A 21,534-nucleotide genomic window follows, 5' to 3' on the forward strand; every position below is an offset into this window, starting at 1 on the left:
CCAATGCTGCCCGCCGATGCCGAACGACAGTCCGCCGACGTCGCGGCGGCGATCGAGGCTGGCGGCCTGCAGCGGCTCTCCGGCGAATATCTTGCGGCGGCCGTGGCCGATCCGCTGATCATCTTCGACCACGCCGCCACCATCGTTCACGCCAATGCGGCTGCCTTCGCCGCCTTCGGCGGGCTGGCGCCCGGCATGTCGCTGTCGCTCAAATTCCGCGCGCCGGAAATGCAGGCCTTGCTGGACGGCATCGTCTCGGGAACCGTTGCGTCCGACGTCGTCGACTACACCGAAAAGCTCCCCGTGGAGCGGACATACCGGGTGAGCGCGTCCTCGGTCGGCCATGCCACCGACCTCTATGTGCTGGTGTTCAAGGATCAGAGCGAAGCGCGCCGCATCGACCGCATGCGCGCCGACTTCATCGCCAATGCCAGCCACGAGCTGCGCACGCCGCTCGCCTCGATCGCCGGCTTCATCGAGACATTGCGCGGCCCGGCGCGCAATGATCCGGCGGCGCGCGACCAGTTCCTGCAGATCATGCAGAACCAGACGGGCCGCATGGCGCGCCTGATCGACGACCTGCTGTCGCTGTCGCGGCTGGAGATGAAACCCTATCTGAAGCCGGGAACCGAGGTCGACCTTCGCCAGACCATCGACAGCGTCATCGATTCGCTCGGACCCCTGGCCAGCGAGAACGGTCTCGTCATCGAAAGGGACTTCATCGATGGCCCGATTTCCGTGCCCGGCGACCGCGACGAGCTGTTCCAGGTTTTCGAGAATCTCCTGGAGAATGCCTGCAAATACGGCCAGTCGGGCGGACATGTTACAGTCTCCATCGCCGGCAGCGAGGACGGCCCGGACGCAGGCATCGACGTCACCATAAGAGACTATGGCCCCGGCATTGCCGAGGAACATATTCCCCGCATCACGGAGCGCTTCTACCGCGTCGATGTGGAAAACAGCCGGACCCAGAAAGGCACCGGCCTTGGCCTTTCGATCGTCAAGCATATATTGACCCGTCACAATGCAAGGCTGTCGATCAAGTCGGAAGTCGGCAAGGGCGCGGCGTTCACGGTTCATTTGCCGGCTCATTGATCCTATATTGGTTGGCAACCGGCAATTTCTTCTTTCTGTCATCCGGTTCGCGTATCAGCGACAGATTGGGGGAACGCACCAGCCGGCAGAAACCGGGAAGGCATATCCATGCAATCCGTCCACATTGTCAGTGCCTATGACGAAGAGCTGAAATTCCTGTCGAAGCGCATCGCCGCCATGGGCGGGCATGCCGAGCGCATGGTCGAGCAGGCGGTCGCCGCAATGGTCAACGCCGACCAGGGTCTCGCCCAGAAGGTCATCCAGGATGATATCGTCCTCGACGAGGGACAGCGCGAGATCGACGACAAGGCGATCGTGATCATCGCCAGGCGGCAGCCGATGGCGACGGATCTGCGTGAGATCGTCGGCGCGATCCGCATCTCGGCCGACATCGAGCGCGTCGGCGACCTCGGCAAGAACGTCGCCAAGCGCGTGGCGGCGGTCGACGGCCGCCAGCCGAACAGCCTGTTCCGCGGCCTCGAGGCACTGGCCAATCTGGCCCTGACGCAGCTCAAGGAAGTGCTCGACGTCTACGCGTCACGCTCGGTCGAGAAGATCGGCTTCGTGCGCGACCGCGATGACCAGATCGACGCCATGTACACCTCGCTGTTTCGCGAGCTCTTGACCTACATGATGGAAGATCCGCGCAACATCACACCCTGCACGCATCTGTTGTTTTGCGCCAAGAACATCGAGCGGATCGGTGACCACGCCACCAACATCGCCGAAACCATCTATTACATCGTCACCGGCGACCAGATGCCGGCCGATCGGCCGAAGGGCGACAAGACCGACCAGGTGGTGTCCCCGGGCTCGGTACCGGCTAAGTGAACAGGCGGCCCCTCGAACAGCTCGCTGATTTAGGCTAGGCTGCTCCAGGTGCGGCGATTTTGTCAGTCGCTGTCTCGGGAGGTTTGCGATGGAGCAAGTTCGAAACCTGACCCCGGTCCCGCAGCCGACATCCGGCATCATTGCCTCGAGCGTCTATTCCGCCGGCAAACGCATCGCCGACATCACGGTCGAAGAGGCCGGCGAATGGGCGACAAGGCCCGGCCATGTCGTCTGGATCGGCCTTCTCGAGCCCGACCGCAATCTGTTGCTCAGGGTGCAGGCGCAGTTTCATCTGCATGATCTGGCAATCGAGGATGCCGAGCATCCGCATCAACGGCCGAAGATCGAGCAATATGGCGACGCCTTGTTCATCGTCGCCCGCACGGCCCAACTGATCGAGGGCCGCGTCACCTTCGGCGAGACGCATCTCTTCGTCGGCACCGGCTACATCGTCAGCGTCAGGCATGGTCCCTCGACCTCCTACGCCGCAGTGCGTCAGCACTGGGAAAGCTGCCCGTCTTCGCTCGCCAAGGGCGAGGATTTCGTCCTCTATGCCATTCTCGACTTCATCGTCGACAATTACATGCCGGTTCTCGAGCAGATCGAGGACGAGGTCGAGCAGATCGAGGACAAGGTGCTGCTGAAGCCGATGACCGGCACAGACATCGAGCGCCTCTACATGCTGCGCCGCGATCTGCTCAGGCTGCGCAACGCGGCGCTGCCGCTGGTCGAGGTCTGCCGGCGGCTGACCAGCGCCGAGCTGCCGCAGATCCATCCCGCCATGCATCCGCTGTTCCGCGACGTGACCGACCACATCCGCACCGTACAGGAAAAGATCGACAGCCTGCGCGAGGTCCTGGCCTTCGCCTTCGAAGCGAGCCTTCTGGTCGGACAAAGCCAGGAAACGGCGATCTCCAAGAAGCTCGCCTCATGGGCAGCCATTCTGGCTGTGCCGACGGCCTTCGCCGGCATCTACGGCATGAACTTCACCGACATGCCTGAACTGAGGATGGAATACGGCTACCCGACCGTGCTGGTGGCGATCACGCTGATCTGCTCGTTCCTGTACTGGCGCTTCAGGAAGAATGGGTGGCTGTGAAAAAGCAAATAGCGAATAGGGAGTAGCCAATAGCGACAAAAGAAGCTTGCGCCGGGCTCCAATACCGACACTGTTCTATTCGCTATTCGCTATTCGCTATTCGCTATTCGCTATTCGCTATTCGCTATTCGCTATTCGCTATTCGCTATTCGCTATTCGCTATTGGCTCAGCGGCTTCTGCGCCTTTCCGCCGCCGGCTGGAACGCGACGCGGGCGTGATATTTGCAGTACGGCCCGGTCTCGGCGGCGTCGTTGCCGCAGAAGCTGAAGTCTTCCGACAGCGGATCGCCATTCGGCCACTTGCAGGTGCGCTCGGTCAGCTCGACGAGCTGCAGGTTGCGCGAGATCGGCACCACCACATTCTCGACCGGACGGATATAGTGGCGCGCCACCGGCTCCGCGTCGAACTGCACCTGCAGCGCGGTCGCGCCGATCGAGGCCGTCACATGACGTGCAGCACTTGCCGCGCGAGCCACCGATTTCTGCATCGAGGCTCCCTGCGACGCTTTCTTCTGCCGCGCCGGCGCTGCGGTCGCGCGGCCGCGGCCCGAGAGTTTCAGGCGATGCACCTTGCCGATGACGGCATTGCGGCTTACCCCGCCGAGCTGTGCGGCGATCTGGCTGGCGCTGAGACCCTCCGACCACAATTTCCTGAGAAGTTCGACCCGCTCGTCAGTCCAGTTCATGAGACCGCGCTCCTGCTGAGGCGTACGGCAGTCAGAATCCTTTCCCGACCCGACTCCCGCCGGGCAAACAACACCACATGTACCGGGTGATTAGATCCGCCGCACGAAATCTAGTTATTTCTCGACTACAAATACCTTATGCGCTGACTCGGTGACAAGAGTCCCCAGGGCAACACGATTCGGTTTTTTCGGTTTTCCCCAACTTGCCTGACCGCTCATGAGCCGGCGTGCCGTCGGAGGCTTGCCGCGCGCTTCTGCGCGACGTTTTCGTTGACTTCATGGCCGAAAAACACGATAAGCCGCAAAGGCCGCCGCTTTGGCGGCTTTTTTGATTTCCGGTTCCGGAGACGCATATAATGAGCGGTTCGGCGCTTTACGAGACTTTTGCTCGCGCACCCCTGGCTTTCGACCGCGGGGAGGGGACCTGGCTGGTCACCGACAAGGGCGAGCGATATCTCGATTTCGCCGGCGGCATCGCCGTGAACTCGCTGGGCCACAGCCATCCGCATCTGGTCGCGGCGCTCACCGAGCAGGCGGCCAAGCTGTGGCACGTCTCGAACCTCTATGAGATTCCGGAGCAGCGCCGGCTGGGCGAACGGCTGGTCGAGGCGACCTTTGCCGACAAGGTGTTCTTCACCAATTCCGGCGCCGAGGCGCTGGAATGTGCGATCAAGACGGCGCGGCGCTACCAGTTCGTCAACGGCCACTCCGAGCGCTTCCGCATCATCACCTTCGAGGGCGCCTTCCACGGCCGCACCCTGGCGACGATCGCCGCCGGCGGCCAGTACAAATATCTCGAAGGCTTCGGGCCGAAGGTCGAGGGCTTCGACCAGGTGGCGTTCGACGACATCGACGCCGCCGAAAAGGCGATCACGCCGGAGACCGCGGCGATCCTGATCGAGCCTGTGCAGGGCGAGGGCGGCATCCGCCCGGTGCCGACGCAGTCGCTGAAGCGTCTGCGCCAGCTCTGCGATCAGCACGGCCTGCTTCTGATCTTCGACGAGGTCCAGTGCGGCATCGGCCGTACCGGCAAGCTGTTCGCGCATGAATGGGCCGGCGTGACGCCTGACCTGATGGCGATCGCCAAGGGCATCGGCGGCGGCTTCCCGATAGGCGCCTGCCTCGCCACCGACGAGGCCGCAACCGGCATGACGGCTGGCGTGCACGGCACCACTTTCGGCGGCAATCCGCTGGCGATGGCGGTCGGCAACGCCGTGCTCGACGTCGTGCTGGCCGACGGCTTCCTCGAGGATGTTCAGCGCAAGGCGCTGCTTCTGAAGCAGGGCCTTGCGTCGGTCGCGGACGAATTTCCCGATGTCATTGAAGGCATCAGGGGGACGGGCCTGATGCTTGGGTTGAGATGCGCCATGCCCAACACCAAGGTCAACATGGCGCTGCGCGACCAGCACTTGCTTGCCGTGCCGGCCGGCGACAACGTCATCCGCCTCTTGCCGCCGCTCACCGTCAGCGACGCGGAGATCGGCGAGGCACTGAAGCGCATCCGTGCCGCTGCCAAGGGCTTGACCGACGCGATTGCGGCCGAAGCCGCGAAGTAATCCTGGAATTTGCCGATGAACGTTCGCCACTTCACCGACCTGTCCGCCGTTTCCGCGGGCGACCTGCGCTTGATGCTGGACGATGCGGTGGCGCGAAAGACCAGGCTCAAGGCCGGCGAGCGGACGAAACCGCTCGAGGGCAAAGTGCTGGCGATGATCTTCGACAAGCCGTCGACGCGCACGCGTGTGTCCTTCGATGTCGGCATGCGCCAGCTCGGTGGCGAGACCATCATGCTGACCGGCACCGAGATGCAACTCGGCCGTTCCGAAACCATCGCCGACACCGCCAAGGTGCTGTCGCGCTATGTCGACGCCATCATGATCCGCACCACCTCGCATGACCGGCTGCTGGAGCTCACCCAGAACGCGACCGTTCCGGTCATCAACGGGCTGACCGACGACACCCATCCCTGCCAGCTGATGGCCGACATCATGACCTTCGAGGAGCATCGCGGTCCGGTGGCCGGCAAGACCTTTGCCTGGACCGGCGACGGCAACAATGTGCTGCACTCGCTGCTGGAAGCCTCGGCGCGGTTCCGCTTCAATCTCAACGTCGCGGTGCCGGAGGGCAGCGAGCCGTTCGAGAAATATGTCGACTGGTCGAAGGCCAATGGCGGCAAGGTCAGGTTCGCGCGCTCGGCCGAAGAGGCGGTCGACCAGGCGGATTGCGTCGTCACCGACAGCTGGGTGTCGATGGGCCAGGAGCATCGCGCCCGCGGCCACAACGTCTTCCTGCCCTATCAAGTCAATGCCGCGCTTATGGCCAGAGCGAAGTCCGACGCGCTCTTCATGCATTGCCTGCCGGCGCATCGCGGCGAGGAGGTCACCGACGAGGTGATCGACGGACCGCATTCGGTGGTGTTCGACGAGGCCGAGAACCGGCTGCACGCCCAGAAGGCGGTGCTGGCCTGGTGCCTGGGCGCTTGACCGGGGCTGGCTTGATCCGGGCCAACTTGATCTGGGGATACGTGATGCCTATTTGCGGGCCATCACTGAAATCGAACGCGCTTGGACGCATGCGGCCCGTGGGGCGGCATGGCCGCGCCCTGGAGCTTTGTCATGTTGGAAACCCGTCCTTTGGCTGAACATCAACCCAGACTCGGTGAATTCGGCTATGCCGGCGACGACCATGTCGTCCCCTACGAGGTCGCGCCGCTGGACGTGCGCGGCCGCACCGTGCAGCTCGGGCCGATGCTCGACGCGATTTTGAGTCGCCACGACTATCCCGAGCCGGTCGCTCGCCTCTTGGCTGAAGCTTGCGTGCTGACCGTGCTGCTCGGCACCTCGCTGAAGTTCGAGGGCAAGTTCATCCTGCAGACCCGCACCGACGGGCCGGTCGACATGCTGGTGGCGGACTTCACCACGCCGGATGCGCTGCGCGCCTATGCGCGTTTCGACGCAGACCGGCTGCAGGCGCTGGCCGCCTCAGGCGAGATCTCGCAGGAGAAACTGCTCGGCAATGGCGTGTTGGCGCTGACCATCGATCAGGGCGCGCACACGCAGCGCTATCAGGGCATCGTCCAGCTCGACGGCACATCGCTCGAAGACGCCGCGCGCACCTATTTCCGCCAGTCGGAGCAGATCCCGACCGATCTGAGGATGTCGGTGGCCAAGCTGGTGACGCCGGGCCCCGGCGGCGCGCGCGAGCAATGGCGCGCCGGCGGCATCCTGGCGCAGTTCCTGCCGCAGTCCCCGGAGCGCATGCGCGTGCCCGACATTTCGGGCGGCGACGGCGATCCGCGCGACGTGGCGCACGAGCCGGCCGACAATTCCTGGCAGGAATTGCTGGCGCTGCTCGGCACCATCGAGCCGACGGAGCTGATCGACCCTACGGTGGGCGCCGAACGGCTGCTCTACCGGCTGTTCCACGAGCACGGCGTGCGCGTCTTCCGCAGCGTTCCTGTCGCCGACCAGTGCTCCTGCTCGCGCGACAAGATCCGCGGCATCCTCGAAGGCTTTTCGGCCGAGGAGATAGAGCAAAGCACCGAGGATGGCGGTATCCACGTCGCCTGCGAGTTCTGCTCGACGCAGTACGACTTCGATCCGGCGGATTTCGCGGCCGAGTGAATGCCCTTCCTTCTCCCCGTCACAATACGGGGAGAAGGTGCCGGCAGGCGGATGAGGGGCGGCGCCTGCATTGGCCGTACCAGCGCCCCTCGCTCTGTTCGAAAGAAAATCTCAAAAGCTTGGCGCTGCCCCTCATTGCCCTGCCAGGCATTTCTCCCCGTATAGTGACGGGGAGAAAGATGCCGTCGCGGAGGATTTCGCCAATCGCCCGACTGCCCTAGTTCACCGTACGCCTTGTCCCAGGCATGTCGAGGGAGAAGGCGGGGATGGCGACATCGAACGTCTCGCCGCGCCCGTTGCGCATCGTGTAGTGGCCGACCATGATGCCGGATGGCGTCGAGAGCGGGCATCCCGACGTGTACTGATAGCTGTCGCCGGGGTTGAGCTCCGGCTGGTCGCCGACGACGCCCGCGCCGCGCACTTCCTCGACGCGGCCGCGCCCGTCGGTGATGTGCCAGTAGCGCGACAGAAGCTGCACGAACTCGTTCGACCGGTTGTCGATCGTTACCTGATAGCCCCACACATAGCGGTTCTCGGCCGGATCGGAACGATCCTCCAGATAGAACGGCCTGACCTGCACTTCGATGTTGCGCGTCACGGCGCGATACATGGGCCACTCCGGTTGCCGCGGCAGGAAATAATTTGTCGCTCTCCGCGGTTTTAGCAACGAAGCGCCGTCTGACCTGCCGACCTTCCGACGCACGTGCAGATAAACAATGTCATTTAAGTGACACATGACAATGTTGGTGTGCGCAAACCGTGCGAGCGACTCGGCCGCGCGCTGTCGACTGATGAAACGGCCGCGGGCGGCCTGTCCGGAGTGACAAGATCTCCATGGAACTGAGTTTCGCAGCCGCCTTTGCCTCGTCAGCCCTTCTTTTCTCCAATCTCGCCAGCATCCTGCTCGCCTCGTCGCGGCTGAAGGCGCCTCGCGTCATCCCTACGCCCGCCGGCAAGCAGCCGCCGGTCTCCATCGTCGTGCCGTCACGCGGCGTCGAGCCGTTCACCGAGGAGACGCTCGAGCGCGCCTTTTCGCTCGACTGGCCGCGCTATGAGCTGATCTTCTGCGTCGCCAACGTAGAAGACCCCGTGGTCAAGCTGATCAATGCCGCCATAGGGCGTCATCCCAAAGTCCCGGCGCGGCTGTTCGTCGGCGATGACAGGATCAGCGCCAACCCCAAGCTCAACAACTGCGTCAAGGGCTGGCAGGCGGCCCGGCACGATTGGGTGGTCCTTGCCGATTCCAACGTGCTGATGCCCAAAGACTATGTCCAGCATCTGATGGCGGCCTGGCGGCCAGATACCGGACTCGTCTGCTCGACGCCGATCGGCTCGCGGCCGGACGGCTTCTGGGCCGAAGTCGAATGCGCCTTCCTCAACACGCTGCAGGCGCGCTGGCAGTACGCCGGCGAAGCGCTTGGCCTTGGCTTCGCGCAGGGCAAGAGCATGCTGTGGAACAAGCCGATGCTCGACGCAAATGGCGGTATCCAGGCTTTGGCCGCCGAGATCGCCGAGGACGCGGCCGCGACCAAGCTGATCAACGGCCTGGGACTGCGCGTCAATCTCGTCGCCTCGCCCTTCGAGCAGCCGCTCGGCCAGCGCCGGCTTGCCGAAATCTGGTCGCGCCAGGCGCGCTGGGCGCGGCTGCGCCGAGTCACCTTCCCGCTGTTCTTCGCGCCCGAAGTCCTGACCGGCGTGGTTGTGCCGCTGATTTTCGCGCTGGTCGCGGCGGCAAGCGCCGGTGTCAGCCTCCCCACCGCGGCGCTTTGCGTGCTGGCGATCGCCTATGTGCCGGAATGCCTGCTCGCCTGGTCCAAGGGCTGGTACCTGTCGCCGCGCAGCGTCACTGCGATGATCGTGCGCGACCTGATGCTTCCCGCCATCTGGGCGCGCGGCTGGCTGGGCGGCGCGGTCGAGTGGCGCGGCAACGCCATGACCATCCGCACCAAGGCGATGACCGAGCTGGAGGAGATCGCCTGAGCCGCGCCCAGGCGATCTCGTCATCAGCCTGCAATCCGCTACTTTGCCGCTTTCAGCGCCTGTTCGACGTCGGCCAGCAGATCGTCCGTATCCTCGAGGCCGACCGACAGCCTGAGCGTGCCAGGCCCGATGCCGAGTTCGGCGCGCGCCTCGTCGCTCAGGTTCTTGTGCGTCGTCGTCGCCGGATGGGTGATGAGGCTCTTGGCGTCGCCGAGATTGTTGGAGATCAGCACGATGTCGAGCGCGTTCTGGAACGCGAAGGCCGCCTGCTTGCCGCCCTTGACGTCGAGACAGATCAGCGTCGAGCCGCCCGACATCTGCTTTTTGACGATATCGGCCTGCGGATGGTCGGCCCGCCCCGGATAGATGACGCGGGCGATCTCCGGCCGGCCGGCCAGGAAATCGGCGATCTTGCCGGCGCTCTCGGTCTGCTGGCGCACACGCAGCGGCAGCGTCTCCAGGCCCTTGAGCAGCGTCCAGGCGTTGAAGGGCGACAGGCTCGGGCCGGTGTGGCGGAAATAGTCGTGCAGGTTCTCGTCGATCCACTTCTTGTCCGACAGGATGACGCCGCCCAGACAACGGCCCTGTCCGTCGATATGCTTGGTCGCCGAGTAGACGACGATGTGAGCGCCGAGCTGCAAGGGCTTCTGCTGCAGCGGCGTTGCAAAGACATTGTCGACGACCAGCCGCGCGCCGATCGAATTGGCTAAAGCGGCGACCGCGGCTATGTCGACCACCTCCAGCGTCGGATTGGTCGGGCTTTCCAGGAAGAACAGCTTGGTGTTCGGCCTGACCGCCTTTTCCCAATTGGCGATGTCGGTGCCGTCGACCAGCGTCGCTTCGATGCCGTATCTGGGCGCCAGCGTCTCGACCACCCAGCGGCAGGAGCCGAACAGCGCGCGGGCCGCCACGATGTGGTCGCCGGCCTTGACGCTGCACAGCAGCGCCGCGCTGACCGCCGCCATGCCGGAGGCGGTGGCGCGGGCGTCTTCCGCGCCTTCCAGCGCGCACATGCGCTTCTCGAACATGTCGACCGTCGGGTTGGCGTAGCGCGAATAGATGAAGCCGGGCTCCTCGCCCTTGAAACGGGCTTCGGCCGCCTGGGCCGTTTCATAGACATAGCCCTGGGTGAGATACATCGCCTCGGCGGTCTCGCCGAAGCCGGAACGCAGCGTCCCGCCATGCACGAGTGCCGTCTGAGGTTTCCAATCGCGCGTTTTGCTCATCGCCCTAATTCCACTCGCAAAGAACAGTCCAAACACAAAAAAAACCGGCCGCGATGTCGCAACCGGTCCATACGGCCTTGCGGCCAACGGTCCTTTAGCGACTTGTTTAACGTGGCTGCAAGCCGACCGGCCAAATCACCACGGGATAACGACCCTTTAGACCCGCGCCGCGCTTGCGTCAATTGCCGGCTTGATTAAGAGGTTTGTACCAGGCAGATACCGCAGACCGTTTGCGGTTTTGCGGCAAGAGCCTGCAAAAGAACCACGCACTTGCCCGGCCTTCGATCGGAGCCAGACCTTGCGGCAGACAGGCATTCTTCCGGACCAGGACATCGCGGCGCTGTTCCAATCGGGTGCGCTGAAGTCGCCGCGCGCGCTCGACACCAACCAGATCCAGCCTGCCAGCCTCGATCTCAGGCTGGGCGACACGGCCTTCCGCGTGCGCGCCTCCTTCCTGCCCGGCCCCGATCATCTGGTGGCCGACAAGCTCGACCGGCTGAAGCTGCATGAGTTCAGCCTCGCAGAGGGCGCGGTGCTGGAAACAGGCTGCGTCTACATCGTGCCGCTGCTCGAAAGCCTGGCGCTGCCGGCGCAAGTGTCCGCTTCGGCCAACCCGAAGAGCTCGACCGGACGGCTGGACATTTTCACGCGCGTCATGACCGACCGCGGCCATGAGTTCGACAAGATCGCCGCCGGTTACCATGGCCCGCTCTATCTCGAGGTCAGCCCGCGCACTTTCCCGATCGTCGTGCGCGCCGGCTCGCGCCTGTCGCAGATCCGCTTCCGCATCGGCAACGCGGTGCTGTCGGAGAAAGAACTGCGCGAGCTTCACCGGGCCGAGATGCTGGTCGCCACCGAGCCGCCCAACATTTCCGGCGGCGGCATCGCGCTCTCCATCGACCTCGACGGCGACAAGGACGGTCTGGTCGGCTATCGCGGCAAGCATCACACCGGCCTCGTCGATGTCGACAAACGCGCCGCGCAGGACGTCGTCGATTTCTGGGAGCCGATCTACAAGAGCGGCGCCGGCGAGCTGGTCCTCGACCCGGACGAATTCTACATCCTGGTCAGCCGGGAAGCGGTGCATGTGCCGCCGCTCTATGCCGCCGAGATGACGCCTTTCGATCCGCTGGTTGGCGAGTTCCGCGTCCACTATGCTGGCTTCTTCGACCCGGGCTTCGGCCATTCCGCCGCCGGCGGCAGCGGCAGCCGGGCAGTGCTCGAAGTGCGCAGCCACGAGGTGCCGTTCATCCTCGATCACGGCCAGATCGTCGGGCGCCTGGTCTACGAGCACATGCTGAAGCGGCCGCGGGCGCTCTACGGCAGCGATCTCGGCTCCAACTACCAGGCGCAGGGGCTGAAGCTCTCCAAGCATTTTCGCGCGGCGCGCTGATCCGCGCTGCGATCAGGCTGTGCTTGCTCAGCCTCGCGCGCCATGCTTGGCTGCGCTTCACCGGCTCCAGAACCTGACTGAGGGAGAACGAAAATGCAGATATCCAGATGGATCGTATCGGCAGCGGCGGCCGCCGTGCTGGCGCTTGGCGCCGGTTCCGCGATCGCAGCGGAAAAGATCAAGATCGGCACCGAGGGCGCCTATCCGCCGTTCAACACCATCACCCCTGACGGCAAGGTCGAGGGCTTCGACATCGACATCGCCAATGCGCTCTGCGCGCAGATGAAGGTCGAATGCGAGATCGTCACCCAGGACTGGGACGGCATCATTCCGGCGCTGCAGGCCAAGAAGTTCGACGCCATCATCGCCTCGATGAGCATCACCGAGGAGCGCAAGAAGCAGGTCGCCTTCACCCACAAATACTACACCACGCCGCTTGCGCTGGTTGCCCCGAAGGACAGCCCTCTCACATCCACCGATCCGGCCGCATTGGCCGGCAAGACGGTCGGCGCCCAGGCCTCGACCACCCAGGCCGACTATGCCCAGGACGCCTATGGCAAGGCCGGCGCTGAGGCCAAGCTCTACCCGACCCAGGAGGAGGCGATCACCGATCTCCAGAATGGCCGCCTCGACGCCGTCATCTCGGACAAGTTCGTGCTAGTCGACTGGCTGAAGAAGGCGAGCGACGGCTGCTGCAAGCTGGTCGGCGACGTCAAGGGCACCGAGACCGAGGCCGGCATCGCCGTGCGCCTGGAGGACACGGCACTGCGCGACAGGCTGAACGCGGCGATCGACGCCATCGTCGCAGACGGCACCTACAAGAAGATCCAGGCCAAGTATTTCGACTTCGATATTTATTGAGGTTGAAGCTGCCGCGCGCCTTACCTTCTCCCCCCTGTGGAAGGTGGCCTCGCGAAGCGAGGTCGGATGAGGGGTGTTCCAGGGAACGCCAACGCTTCGCTTCGCTGGAACACCCCTCATCCGTCTCGGCGCTTACGCGCCAATCCACCTTCTCCCACAAGGGGCTAGCGTGCGCACACATTTGCTTCGTGCTGTGGTCAAGCGTGAAGAGGCGCCGTCGGAAAATGGCTTGAAGCGGTTGAATTGTATGTGATTCTGTAGCCGCCATTGTTGATTCTGGAGGTTTCGACGATGGCTTCGTTGCTTGGCTACTTCGGCGACCTGCGCCTGCAAAAAAGGGGAGCATGGTTCTGGAGCGCATGTTTGCGCGTGTCAGCACGGGCATGCGCCGGCTGGCCGACACGCGCGCCGAGAAGGTCGCATTCACACGCCTGTTTCGCAATCGCCACGTGAGCACGCAAGAGATCATCCGCACGGCGGCGGCGCGAACCGCCGAACTGGCCGCCGGCCGCCACGTGCTGATCATCGAGGACAGCAGCGAGATCAACTATGAAGCCAAGGCTTCGCGCAAGCGCGGCCTCGGTCGTGTCGGCAATGGCACCGATATCGGGCTGTTCGTGCATCCGGCGTTGGCCGTGGATGCCGTGGACGGCTCGGTCCTTGGCCTTGCAGGCGCCACGATCTGGCGGCGCGAGGCAGAGAAGGCGGATGACTACCAGGCGCTGCCGATCGAAGCCAAGGAAAGCCACAAGTGGATCGGCACCGCCAAGGCGGCATGCCAGGCGCTGACCGACGCGCCGCAGATGACGGTGATCGGCGACCGCGAGGCCGACATCTACGAAGTGTTTGCAAGGCTGCCCGACGAGCGCACCCATGTGCTCATCCGCGCTGTACGGGATCGGGCCTTGGGCACGCGGGGCGAGCGCCTGTTCGGCGCGATCGCCAAGACGCCGGAAGCCGGCCGCATTGCCTTCGAACTGCAGGCCCGACCCGGCCGGCCGGCCCGCACCGTCGAACTGGCCGTTCGCTTCACCGCGGTGAGCTTGCGCCAGCCCCGCCTTGGCGCCGACAGCCGCGATCCGCGCGAACTCACGCTCAACATGGTGGAAGTGCGTGAGATCGATCCACCTTCGGCCAAGGACGCGGTGATCTGGCGGCTGTTGACCACCCACAGCGTCGAAACGCTCGCCGATGCCTGCCGCATCGTCGACCTGTATCGCTCGCGTTGGAGCGTCGAACAGCTGTTTCGGACCGTGAAGTCGCAGGCCATCGATCTGGAGGAAAGTCTCATCGCCGACGGCGATGCACTCGAACGTCTGGCCGCCCCCGCTCTGGTCGTCGCCACCAAGGTCATGCAACTCGTACACGGGCGTGGTTCGCCGGGCCAGCGCTTCCAGGCCGCACACCTCTTCGATCCCACCGAGATCACCGTCCTGGAAGTGCTCATCGCCAAGCTCGAAGGCAAGACCCAAAAGCAGAAGAACCCGCACCCCACGCACACGCTCGCCTGGGCCGCCTGGTGTATCGCCAGGCTCGGAGGCTGGAACGGCTACGAAAAGGAACGCCCGCCAGGGCCCATCACCTTCACCCACGGCCTCAGACGCTTCAACGCCATCACACACGGCTTCGTTCTGGCCTCGCAAAAATGAGCCCGAAGCAAATGTGTGCGCACGCTAGCCCACAAGGGGAGAAGGGGACGGCGATTCACTCCAAAAACGGCTTCGCCTTCATCGTCGCCGGAACTTCCACACCGAGCCGGCTCAGCACCGTCGGCGCGAGCTGCAGCTGGTCGAGCAGCGTATCGGCCTCGGGACCTTTGCCCGGGCCGAAATAATAGAGCGCGAAATCCTGCATCTCGTCGTCGTGGCCGCCGTGATGGCCGCGGTTCGTCTGGCCGTGGTCGGCGGTGACGATCACCTCGTAGCCGGCCTGGCGCCAGCCGGGCAGGAAGGCGGCGAGCATGCCGTCCATCGCGTAGCAGGCGTGGTCCATCTCGTGGCAGTCATGGCCGAAGCGATGACCCATGGAGTCCAGCGTGCAGGTGTGCAGGATGCCGTAGTCGATGCCGTGGCGCCTGGTGAGCATGGTCAGCGTCGCGAACAGGTCGACGTCGCTCGGCGTCATCTGGTTCCTGAGATTGTAGCCGGTCATGGTGTGGAAACGGCCATGCGTGATCGGCCCGCCGGGCTCGTCGAACTCCATGTCCTCGACGAGGTCGAACGGATGGGAGCGGAAGAACTCCGACCAGTAGGAATGGGTCACCGCGCCGGTCTTGCCGCCGGCCTTGCTGACCTCCGAGAAGATATCCGGCTGCTCGACCCGGAACCGGTTCTCGTTCGACAGGATGCCATGCACCTGCGGCGTGACCCCGGTGTGGATCGAGGCGTAGCAGCAGGCGGAGGTCGACGGCAACACCGAACGCATCTTCCACACCTGCGCCTCGCCCGACTGCGCCCAGCCTTCGAGATTGCCCATCAGCCGTCGCCAGTTCCGGTACGGCACGCCGTCGAGGATGATGAGCAACAGTTTGGATGTGAGCGCCACGGGCGGCTCCATGCGGTCTTGCGGGAGAGATCAGCATCGAGGGCCTGGCCAGTCCGGCCAAGCCCCAGAAACGCAGAGAAGAGGACGCCAGCTCAGTTGCCGGCGCTTTCCATGCGCCGTCCCGAGATCGCCTTCTCCAGCCAGCCGATCTCCATTTCCGGCACGGAGGAGAGTAGGAGGTCGGTGTAGGCGTCGAAGGGCGGCGTCAGCACCTTGCTCTTGGAGCCGTAGCGGACCACCTCGCCGCGATACATCACGGCGATCGAATCCGCGATCGACTTCACCGTGGCAAGGTCGTGGGTAATGAAGAGGTAGGCGACCTTCTCGACCTGCTGCAGGTTGAGCAACAGCTTGAGGATGCCATGTGCGACCAGCGGGTCGAGCGCTGACGTCACCTCGTCGCAGATGATCAGCTTCGGCTTGGCGGCGAGCGAACGGGCGATGCAGACGCGCTGCTTCTGGCCGCCGGAAAGCTCGGCCGGATAGCGGTCGATGAAGCCCTTACCCATCTCGATCTCGTCGAGCAGCTCGGCAACGCGCTTGTCGCGCTCGCGGCCCTTCATGCCGAAATAGAATTCCAGCGGCCTGCCGATGATGGTGCCGACCGTCTGGCGCGGGTTCATCGCCACGTCGGCCATCTGGTAGATCATCTGAAGCTGGCGCAGGTCCTCCTTCGGCCTGTCCGAAAGCCTGTTGCCGAGCGTGCGGCCGTCGAAGACGACGCTGCCCTGCTCTGGCGGCAAGAGGCCGGTGATGGCGCGCGCCAGCGTCGATTTGCCGGAGCCGCTCTCGCCGACGACCGCCAGCGTCTGGCCCGGATAGATGTCGACCGAGACGTTCTTCAGCACCTTGACGTGGCCGCCGCCATAGGCGGCCGTCACGTTTTTCACCGACAGCATCGGCGCTGTGCCGGGCTGTTGCTCCTGGTGCTCGATCTCATGCACCGACACCAGCGCGTTGGTATATTCCTGGCGCGGCTCCTTAATGATCTGGCGCGTGCCGCCCCATTCGACCAGCCGGCCGTGGCGCAGCACCATGATCTCGTCCGATACCTGGGCCACCACGGCGAGGTCGTGGGTGATGTATAAAGCCGCCACATGCGTGTCGCGGATGGCGTCCTTGATCGCCGCCAGCACGTCGATCTGCGTCGTCACGTCGAGCGCCGTAGTCGGCTCGTCGAAGACGATCAGGTCCGGTTCCGAGCACAGCGCCATCGCCGTCATCACGCGCTGCAGCTGGCCGCCGGAGACCTGGTGCGGGTAGCGCTCGCCGATCGTCTCCGGATTAGGCAGGCTAAGCTTCTTGAACAGCGCCACGGCGCGCTTCTCGGCCTCGCCCCGGGTCGCGGTGCCATGCAGAAGGGCGGCTTCCACCACCTGGTCGATCAGCTTGTGCGCCGGGTTGAAAGCGGCCGCCGCCGACTGCGCGACGTAGCAGACTTCGCGCCCGCGCAGCGCCCGCACGCCCTTCGGGCCGGCCTTGAGGATGTCGCGGCCATTGAGGATCACCTCGCCTCCGGTGATGCGCACGCCGCCGCGGCCGTAACCCATCGACGACAGGCCGATGGTCGATTTGCCGGCGCCGGATTCGCCGATCAGGCCGAGCACCTTGCCCTTTTCCAGGGTCAACGAGACATCGTGGACGAGGGTGATGGTCTTCGGCGCTTCCCCCGGCGGATAGACCGTCGCTTCGATGCGCAGATTGCGGATGTCGAGGAGCCGGCCGGATTTTGCTTTGCTGTCAGCCATCACCCGCGCCCTCCCTTGAGGCTTGTCGTGCGGTTGAGCACCCAGTCGGCGACGAGGTTGACCGAAATGGCCAGAACCGCGATCGCGGCCGCCGGGATGAGCGCCGCCGGAATACCGAAGACGATGCCGTCCTTGTTTTCCTTGACCATGCCGCCCCAGTCGGAATCCGGCGGCTGCACGCCGAGGCCAAGGAAGGACAGCGCCGACAGGAAAAGCACGGCGAAGATGAAGCGCACGCCGAGTTCGGCGACCAGCGGCGACAGCGCGTTGGGCAGGATCTCGCGGAAGATGATCCAGCCACTGCCCTCGCCGCGCAGCTTCGCCGCCTCGACGTAGTCCATGACGTTGATGTCGACGGCGACCGCGCGGGACAGGCGGTAGACGCGGGTCGAATCGAGGATGCCCATGACCAAGATCAGCGTCAGCGTGTTCGTCGGCAGCACCGAGAGCACGACCAGGCCGAAGATCAGGGTCGGGATCGACATCAGGAGGTCGACGAAGCGTGACATAAGCGTGTCGAACCAGCCGCCAAACACCGCCGCCGAGAAGCCGAGGATCGAGCCGAGCGAGAAGGAGAGCGCCGTCGCCGCCACCGCGATCTCAATGGTGATGCGCGCGCCGTAGATCATGCGCGAGATGAGGTCGCGGCCGAGATTATCGGTGCCCAGCCAATGGGCCGCCGACATCGGCTCCCAGACATCGCCGACGATCTCGCCATTGCCGTGCGGCGCGACCCACGGCGCGAATATGGCGCAAAACGCAAAGGCGGCCGTCAGGATAAGCCCGATCCAGGCGGTGAATGGGATTTGTCGCAGCGCCATTCGCCTCAGTTCCCCCTCTGATCGTTTCGTATCGGGCCAGTCACTTTGGATGCCTCAGTCTCGGATTGGCCGCGATGGCGGCGATGTCCGCCACTATGTTGAGCGTGATGTAGACCGCGGCGAAGATCAGCCCGACCGCCTGCACCACGGGCACGTCGCGCTTGGAGACATGGTCGACCAGATACTGTCCCATGCCGGGATAGACGAAGATCACCTCCACCACCACGACACCGACGATAAGGTAGGCGAGGTTGAGCATGACGACGTTGACGATCGGCGCGATCGCGTTGGGGAAGGCGTGCTTGCGGATGATGTCGAAGGGCTTCAGCCCCTTCAACTCCGCGGTCTCGATGTAGGCCGACTGCATGACGTTGAGGATCGCGGCGCGCGTCATGCGCATCATGTGCGCCAGCACCACAAGCGTGAGCGCGGTAGCCGGCAGAACGACGGCCTGCAGCCGCTCGAGGAAAGGTGTCGATTCATCCACCGTCGAGATGCTCGGGAAGATCTGCCAATGCACGGCGAAAACGAAGATCAGCACATAGCCGATGAAGAATTCGGGGAATGAAGTCGAGGCGAGCGCCAGGCCGGAGATCAGTTTGTCGACGAAGCCGTTGCGGTAGCGCACGGCGATCAGTCCGAGAATGACCGCAAGCGGTACCGCGACGATCGCCGCGCATGCGGCAAGAAACAGCGTGTTCTTCAGCCGGGTGCCGATGGAACTTGCGATGTCCAGCCCGCTCGACTGGGCCGTGCCGAAATCGCCGTGCAGGATCCCGCCGAGCCAATGCAGGTAGCGCAGCCATGCTGGATCATTCAGGCCGAGCTGTTCGCGCAGGTTGGCCAGGGCCTCGGGCGTCGCGGCCTGGCCTAGGATCGCCTGGGCGACGTCACCAGGCAGAATCTGGGTGCCGGCGAAGATCAGGACCGAAACGGCCAGCAAAAGAACTATGCCCAGCAAGATGCGCTGAGCGACCAACTTCAAGATTGGAGACGACATCGGCAACCCGCAACGTTCAGGAAGGGACGCCTGCCTTTCGGGCAAGCTGTGAAAGCAAGGAAGGGCCGGTTTCGACCGGCCCTTCCTTTTCCTTCGTCACGCCTGCAGCCAGCACTGGATCAGGGCGTGGCCGTTGGCCAGTTCCTGCGCCGGGTTGTCGACCCAGCCTTCGACGCCCTTGCCGGTCGCGTCGACGAACTGGTTGAAGAACGGCACGATGAGACCGCCTTCGTCGCGCATCATCTCGCCCATGTCGCGGTAGATCTTCTTGCGTTTGGCCTCATCGAGCTCGCCGCGCGCCGCAAGCACCATCTTGTCGAAATCGGGGCGCTTGAAGCGCGTGTCGTTCCAATCGGCGGTTGAGAGATACGCCGTCGAGTACATCTGGTCCTGCGTCGGCCGGCCGCCCCAGTAGGAGAGCGAGAAGGGCTGCTTGTTCCAGACTTCCGTCCAGTAACCGTCGCCGGGCTCGCGCTTGATCTCGATCTTGATGCCGGCCTTGGCGCAGCTCTGCTGATAGAGCTGGGCGGCGTCCACCGCGCCGGGGAAGGCGACGTCGGAGGTGCGCAGAAGGATCGAGCCGCTGTGGCCCGATTTCTTGTAGAGCGCTGCCGCCTTTTCCGGATCGAACTTGCGCTGCTCGATATCCTCGGAGAACAGCGGATAGGCTTTGTTGACCGGCATGTCGTTGCCGACCGAGCCGTAGCCACGCAGAATCTTCTGCAGCATTTCCTCGCGGTCCATGGCGAGCTTCAGCGCCATCCTGAGGTCATTGTTGTCGAAAGGTGCGGTGTCGCAGAACATGTTGAAGGGATAGAAGCCGCGGCCCGAGGCGGCGCGAATGGTGACGCCCGGCAGCCGCTTGACCAGATCGACGATCTTCGGCTCGACGCGGTTGATCATGTTGACCTGGCCGCCTTGGAGCGCGGCGGTGCGCGCCGTTGCGTCGTTGATGATGATGATCTCGACCTGGTCGGCATGGCCATATTTGTCGGGCTGCCAGTAATTGGCGAAACGCTCGCCGCCGTACTTCACGCCCGGCTTGTTGGTGGCCACCTTGTATGGGCCGGTGCCGATGCCGGCGTCGGGCTTGTCCATGCCGCCGTTCGGCTGGATGATCAGATGGTAGTCGGCCATCAGATAGGGCATGTCGGCGTTCGGATCCTTCAGCGTGACCACGACATTGCCGCCATCGGTCTTGATGGTGTCGATGCCCTTAAGCACGCCGAGCGCGCCAGACTTCGACTTCTCGTCGCTGTGGCGCTTCAGCGTCGCCACCACGTCGTCCGGCGTCACTTCCTTGCCGTTGTGGAACTGGACGCCCTTGCGGATCTTCATTGTCCAGGTCTTGGCGTCGTCCGACGCGCCGATCTCCTCGGCGATGAGATATTCAACACCGCCGCCCGGCGCGAGTTCGACCAAGGTCTCGCCCCAGACTTTGCCGAAGGCAAACGGAACCTGGCTGGCGTCCAGCGCCGGGTCGAGGCTGTCGGTGGATGCACCACCAACCATGCCTGCTTTCAGCGTGCCGCCCTTGACCGGACCAGCGGCGCGGGCAGCGCTCGAAAGCAGCGAATTGGCAAAGGTAGCGGTGACGCCGAGCGCGGCGGCACGGCCAAGGAAATCGCGGCGGCTGAGCTTGCCGGACGCGACACGGCGGCTGAGATATTCGAGTTCTTTAGACATTATGGTTCCTCACTCTGATGGTTCGACCTTGCGGTCGTTTCTTGTTTTCTTGTGAGGGATAATGACCGCAACGGAAAGCTGTAAGCAAGACCGAATGCGACATGCCGTGGCGTAAATGGCGCGTCGCATTGGACCAATCTTTCAGAGTCAGACGAGGGCGCGGGGAATCGCCTGCTCGAAGTTGCGTTCGAAAACCAGCTTCTCGTCCTCATAGGCCTCGATTCTGGCGCTGAGGATGAAGTTTTGGGCGTCCGAGCGCATGTTGGCGAAGGTCTCGGTCCGCACCGACCATTCATTCCGCGACAAGGTCTGCGTCCAATGGGTGCTTCCCGTCGCCGACTGCGGATCGTCGGGATGGATCGCCCATGTCTCCCGGACGATGCTGCCGTTGACGAGCCCGTGCGCAAGGTCGCGCACCTCGCCGAAATCATCCGTTATGGAAAGTGTGACGACCCCGGTCTTTTCATTGCGGTCGATGTGCCGTTCGGAGTTTGTGGGCCTGATCGTCTCCGTCGCCCAGGGGGTGGCTCCCTCCGGTTCGGCGAACGAGACCTCGTCGCCTTTCGCCAGCGGGCGAAGCGGCAGCTTGAGCGTCGCCGCCGACAATTCGAGCGTCACCGGCTCCGGCGAAGGCCAGATCATCGGCCAGTAGGCTGTCGAAATGGCAACGCGCAGTTTGTGGCCCACCGGCACGCGATAGGCGCACTGGTCGAGCACGACGCGTGCCGAGACGGTCTCGCCCGGCGTCAGCGCCTGCGGGAACTCATGCGAGTTGCGATGTGTGAGGTTGAGCACGCCATAGGAAATCAGCTCCGAGGCGCCGTCGGGATGCACGTCGCAGAGCCGCAGCACGATGTTGGCCTGGCGCCGATCGGAGGCTATCCGTACTTCGAGCTCCGGCGCGCCGACGATGTCGATCGCCTGCTCGAGCTCGGCCTGGT

19 protein-coding genes and 1 riboswitch are annotated in these 21,534 nt (G+C 64.1%); of the genes, 10 read left to right on the forward strand and 9 right to left on the reverse strand.

The features are described 5' to 3' along the window. From EOA29_RS04360 to EOA29_RS04370, 3 genes are all read left to right on the forward strand, one after another. Nucleotides 1–1,095, forward strand: a 1,095-nt coding sequence (locus tag EOA29_RS04360; RefSeq protein WP_127220282.1) for an ATP-binding protein, incomplete at its 5' end; no start/stop codon positions are given. Between the two features lie 108 nt (nucleotides 1,096–1,203). After that, nucleotides 1,204–1,926, forward strand: coding sequence for a phosphate signaling complex protein PhoU (phoU, locus tag EOA29_RS04365; RefSeq protein WP_126090287.1), 723 nt, complete (start codon nucleotides 1,204–1,206; stop codon nucleotides 1,924–1,926). An 88-nt stretch (nucleotides 1,927–2,014) separates the two neighbouring features. Continuing rightward, a complete protein-coding gene (locus tag EOA29_RS04370; RefSeq protein WP_126090286.1) occupies nucleotides 2,015–3,025 on the forward strand; it encodes a magnesium and cobalt transport protein CorA in 1,011 nt (336 codons plus the stop codon). Nucleotides 3,026–3,192: 167 nt separating this feature from the next. On the opposite strand, the gene EOA29_RS04375 is transcribed toward EOA29_RS04370, so the two are convergent. After that, nucleotides 3,193–3,711 carry a GcrA family cell cycle regulator gene (locus EOA29_RS04375; protein WP_126090285.1) on the reverse strand — a complete coding sequence of 173 codons (519 nt, stop codon included), beginning with the start codon at nucleotides 3,709–3,711 and terminating at the stop codon, nucleotides 3,193–3,195. Between the two features lie 356 nt (nucleotides 3,712–4,067). Here EOA29_RS04375 and EOA29_RS04380 point away from each other — a divergent pair, with 356 nt between their 5' ends. The 3 genes from EOA29_RS04380 to EOA29_RS04390 all read left to right on the forward strand — a co-directional run bounded on the left by EOA29_RS04380 (nucleotide 4,068) and on the right by EOA29_RS04390 (nucleotide 7,334). Continuing rightward, entirely contained in the window at nucleotides 4,068–5,267 is a 1,200-nt protein-coding gene (locus tag EOA29_RS04380; protein ID WP_126090284.1) for an aspartate aminotransferase family protein, read from the forward strand. Between the two features lie 15 nt (nucleotides 5,268–5,282). After that, nucleotides 5,283–6,194, forward strand: coding sequence for an ornithine carbamoyltransferase (argF, locus tag EOA29_RS04385; protein WP_126090283.1), 912 nt, complete (start codon nucleotides 5,283–5,285; stop codon nucleotides 6,192–6,194). 108 nt (nucleotides 6,195–6,302) lie between these two features. Further along, on the forward strand, nucleotides 6,303–7,334 hold the full coding sequence (locus EOA29_RS04390; protein ID WP_126090282.1) for an Hsp33 family molecular chaperone: 1,032 nt from the start codon (nucleotides 6,303–6,305) through the stop codon (nucleotides 7,332–7,334). Nucleotides 7,335–7,551: 217 nt separating this feature from the next. On the opposite strand, the gene apaG is transcribed toward EOA29_RS04390, so the two are convergent. Continuing rightward, on the reverse strand, nucleotides 7,552–7,944 hold the full coding sequence (gene apaG, locus EOA29_RS04395; protein ID WP_126090281.1) for a Co2+/Mg2+ efflux protein ApaG: 393 nt from the start codon (nucleotides 7,942–7,944) through the stop codon (nucleotides 7,552–7,554). 224 nt (nucleotides 7,945–8,168) lie between these two features. On the opposite strand from apaG, the gene EOA29_RS04400 reads away from it, so the two are divergent. Then, entirely contained in the window at nucleotides 8,169–9,314 is a 1,146-nt protein-coding gene (locus tag EOA29_RS04400; RefSeq protein ID WP_126090280.1) for a ceramide glucosyltransferase, read from the forward strand. 38 nt (nucleotides 9,315–9,352) lie between these two features. On the opposite strand, the gene EOA29_RS04405 is transcribed toward EOA29_RS04400, so the two are convergent. Next, entirely contained in the window at nucleotides 9,353–10,540 is a 1,188-nt protein-coding gene (locus tag EOA29_RS04405; RefSeq protein WP_126090279.1) for an O-succinylhomoserine sulfhydrylase, read from the reverse strand. Nucleotides 10,541–10,614: 74 nt separating this feature from the next. Next, nucleotides 10,615–10,692: riboswitch (SAM riboswitch) on the reverse strand. Nucleotides 10,693–10,838: 146 nt separating this feature from the next. Here EOA29_RS04405 and EOA29_RS04410 point away from each other — a divergent pair. From EOA29_RS04410 to EOA29_RS04420, 3 genes are all read left to right on the forward strand, one after another. Further along, complete coding sequence (locus tag EOA29_RS04410) at nucleotides 10,839–11,933, forward strand: 2'-deoxycytidine 5'-triphosphate deaminase (protein ID WP_126090278.1); 1,095 nt, start codon at nucleotides 10,839–10,841, stop codon at nucleotides 11,931–11,933. 93 nt (nucleotides 11,934–12,026) lie between these two features. Further along, nucleotides 12,027–12,794 (forward strand): ABC transporter substrate-binding protein, encoded by a 768-nt coding sequence (locus tag EOA29_RS04415; protein WP_126090277.1) that lies wholly within the window; start codon nucleotides 12,027–12,029, stop codon nucleotides 12,792–12,794. Between the two features lie 359 nt (nucleotides 12,795–13,153). Beyond that, entirely contained in the window at nucleotides 13,154–14,443 is a 1,290-nt protein-coding gene (locus tag EOA29_RS04420) for an IS4 family transposase (protein ID WP_189478816.1), read from the forward strand. Between the two features lie 55 nt (nucleotides 14,444–14,498). On the opposite strand, the gene EOA29_RS04425 is transcribed toward EOA29_RS04420, so the two are convergent. The 6 genes from EOA29_RS04425 to EOA29_RS04450 form a co-directional block, all read right to left on the reverse strand. Beyond that, on the reverse strand, nucleotides 14,499–15,338 hold the full coding sequence (locus EOA29_RS04425; RefSeq protein WP_126090686.1) for an alkaline phosphatase family protein: 840 nt from the start codon (nucleotides 15,336–15,338) through the stop codon (nucleotides 14,499–14,501). A 92-nt stretch (nucleotides 15,339–15,430) separates the two neighbouring features. Next, complete coding sequence (locus EOA29_RS04430) at nucleotides 15,431–17,086, reverse strand: ABC transporter ATP-binding protein (RefSeq protein WP_126090687.1); 1,656 nt, start codon at nucleotides 17,084–17,086, stop codon at nucleotides 15,431–15,433. Then, on the reverse strand, nucleotides 17,086–17,907 hold the full coding sequence (locus tag EOA29_RS04435; RefSeq protein ID WP_127220284.1) for an ABC transporter permease: 822 nt from the start codon (nucleotides 17,905–17,907) through the stop codon (nucleotides 17,086–17,088). Before EOA29_RS04435 ends, EOA29_RS04430 begins: the two co-directional genes overlap by 1 nt. 40 nt (nucleotides 17,908–17,947) lie before the next feature. Beyond that, a complete protein-coding gene (locus tag EOA29_RS04440) occupies nucleotides 17,948–18,907 on the reverse strand; it encodes an ABC transporter permease (RefSeq protein WP_127220285.1) in 960 nt (319 codons plus the stop codon). A 96-nt stretch (nucleotides 18,908–19,003) separates the two neighbouring features. Next, on the reverse strand, nucleotides 19,004–20,593 hold the full coding sequence (locus EOA29_RS04445) for an ABC transporter substrate-binding protein (protein WP_127220286.1): 1,590 nt from the start codon (nucleotides 20,591–20,593) through the stop codon (nucleotides 19,004–19,006). Nucleotides 20,594–20,740: 147 nt separating this feature from the next. After that, nucleotides 20,741–21,534: CocE/NonD family hydrolase C-terminal non-catalytic domain-containing protein (locus EOA29_RS04450; RefSeq protein WP_281061035.1), on the reverse strand; the 794-nt coding region annotated here is incomplete at its 5' end.

This window comes from Mesorhizobium sp. M1E.F.Ca.ET.063.01.1.1 (assembly GCF_003998155.1).
In the GTDB taxonomy this organism is placed as follows: domain Bacteria; phylum Pseudomonadota; class Alphaproteobacteria; order Rhizobiales; family Rhizobiaceae; genus Mesorhizobium.

What these genes read in the sequence shown, in the direction of transcription:
- phoU (WP_126090287.1), top strand. Translation starts at nt 1,204, where the DNA reads ATGCAATCCGTCCACATTGTCAGTGCCTATGACGAAGAGCTGAAATTC.
- EOA29_RS04370 (WP_126090286.1), top strand. Translation starts at nt 2,015, where the DNA reads ATGGAGCAAGTTCGAAACCTGACCCCGGTCCCGCAGCCGACATCCGGC.
- EOA29_RS04375 (WP_126090285.1), bottom strand. Translation starts at nt 3,711, where the DNA reads ATGAACTGGACTGACGAGCGGGTCGAACTTCTCAGGAAATTGTGGTCG.
- EOA29_RS04380 (WP_126090284.1), top strand. Translation starts at nt 4,068, where the DNA reads ATGAGCGGTTCGGCGCTTTACGAGACTTTTGCTCGCGCACCCCTGGCT.
- argF (WP_126090283.1), top strand. Translation starts at nt 5,283, where the DNA reads ATGAACGTTCGCCACTTCACCGACCTGTCCGCCGTTTCCGCGGGCGAC.
- EOA29_RS04390 (WP_126090282.1), top strand. Translation starts at nt 6,303, where the DNA reads ATGGCCGCGCCCTGGAGCTTTGTCATGTTGGAAACCCGTCCTTTGGCT.
- apaG (WP_126090281.1), bottom strand. Translation starts at nt 7,944, where the DNA reads ATGTATCGCGCCGTGACGCGCAACATCGAAGTGCAGGTCAGGCCGTTC.
- EOA29_RS04400 (WP_126090280.1), top strand. Translation starts at nt 8,169, where the DNA reads ATGGAACTGAGTTTCGCAGCCGCCTTTGCCTCGTCAGCCCTTCTTTTC.
- EOA29_RS04405 (WP_126090279.1), bottom strand. Translation starts at nt 10,540, where the DNA reads ATGAGCAAAACGCGCGATTGGAAACCTCAGACGGCACTCGTGCATGGC.
- EOA29_RS04415 (WP_126090277.1), top strand. Translation starts at nt 12,027, where the DNA reads ATGCAGATATCCAGATGGATCGTATCGGCAGCGGCGGCCGCCGTGCTG.
- EOA29_RS04420 (WP_189478816.1), top strand. Translation starts at nt 13,154, where the DNA reads ATGTTTGCGCGTGTCAGCACGGGCATGCGCCGGCTGGCCGACACGCGC.
- EOA29_RS04430 (WP_126090687.1), bottom strand. Translation starts at nt 17,086, where the DNA reads ATGGCTGACAGCAAAGCAAAATCCGGCCGGCTCCTCGACATCCGCAAT.
- EOA29_RS04435 (WP_127220284.1), bottom strand. Translation starts at nt 17,907, where the DNA reads ATGGCGCTGCGACAAATCCCATTCACCGCCTGGATCGGGCTTATCCTG.
- EOA29_RS04440 (WP_127220285.1), bottom strand. Translation starts at nt 18,907, where the DNA reads ATGTCGTCTCCAATCTTGAAGTTGGTCGCTCAGCGCATCTTGCTGGGC.
- EOA29_RS04445 (WP_127220286.1), bottom strand. Translation starts at nt 20,593, where the DNA reads ATGTCTAAAGAACTCGAATATCTCAGCCGCCGTGTCGCGTCCGGCAAG.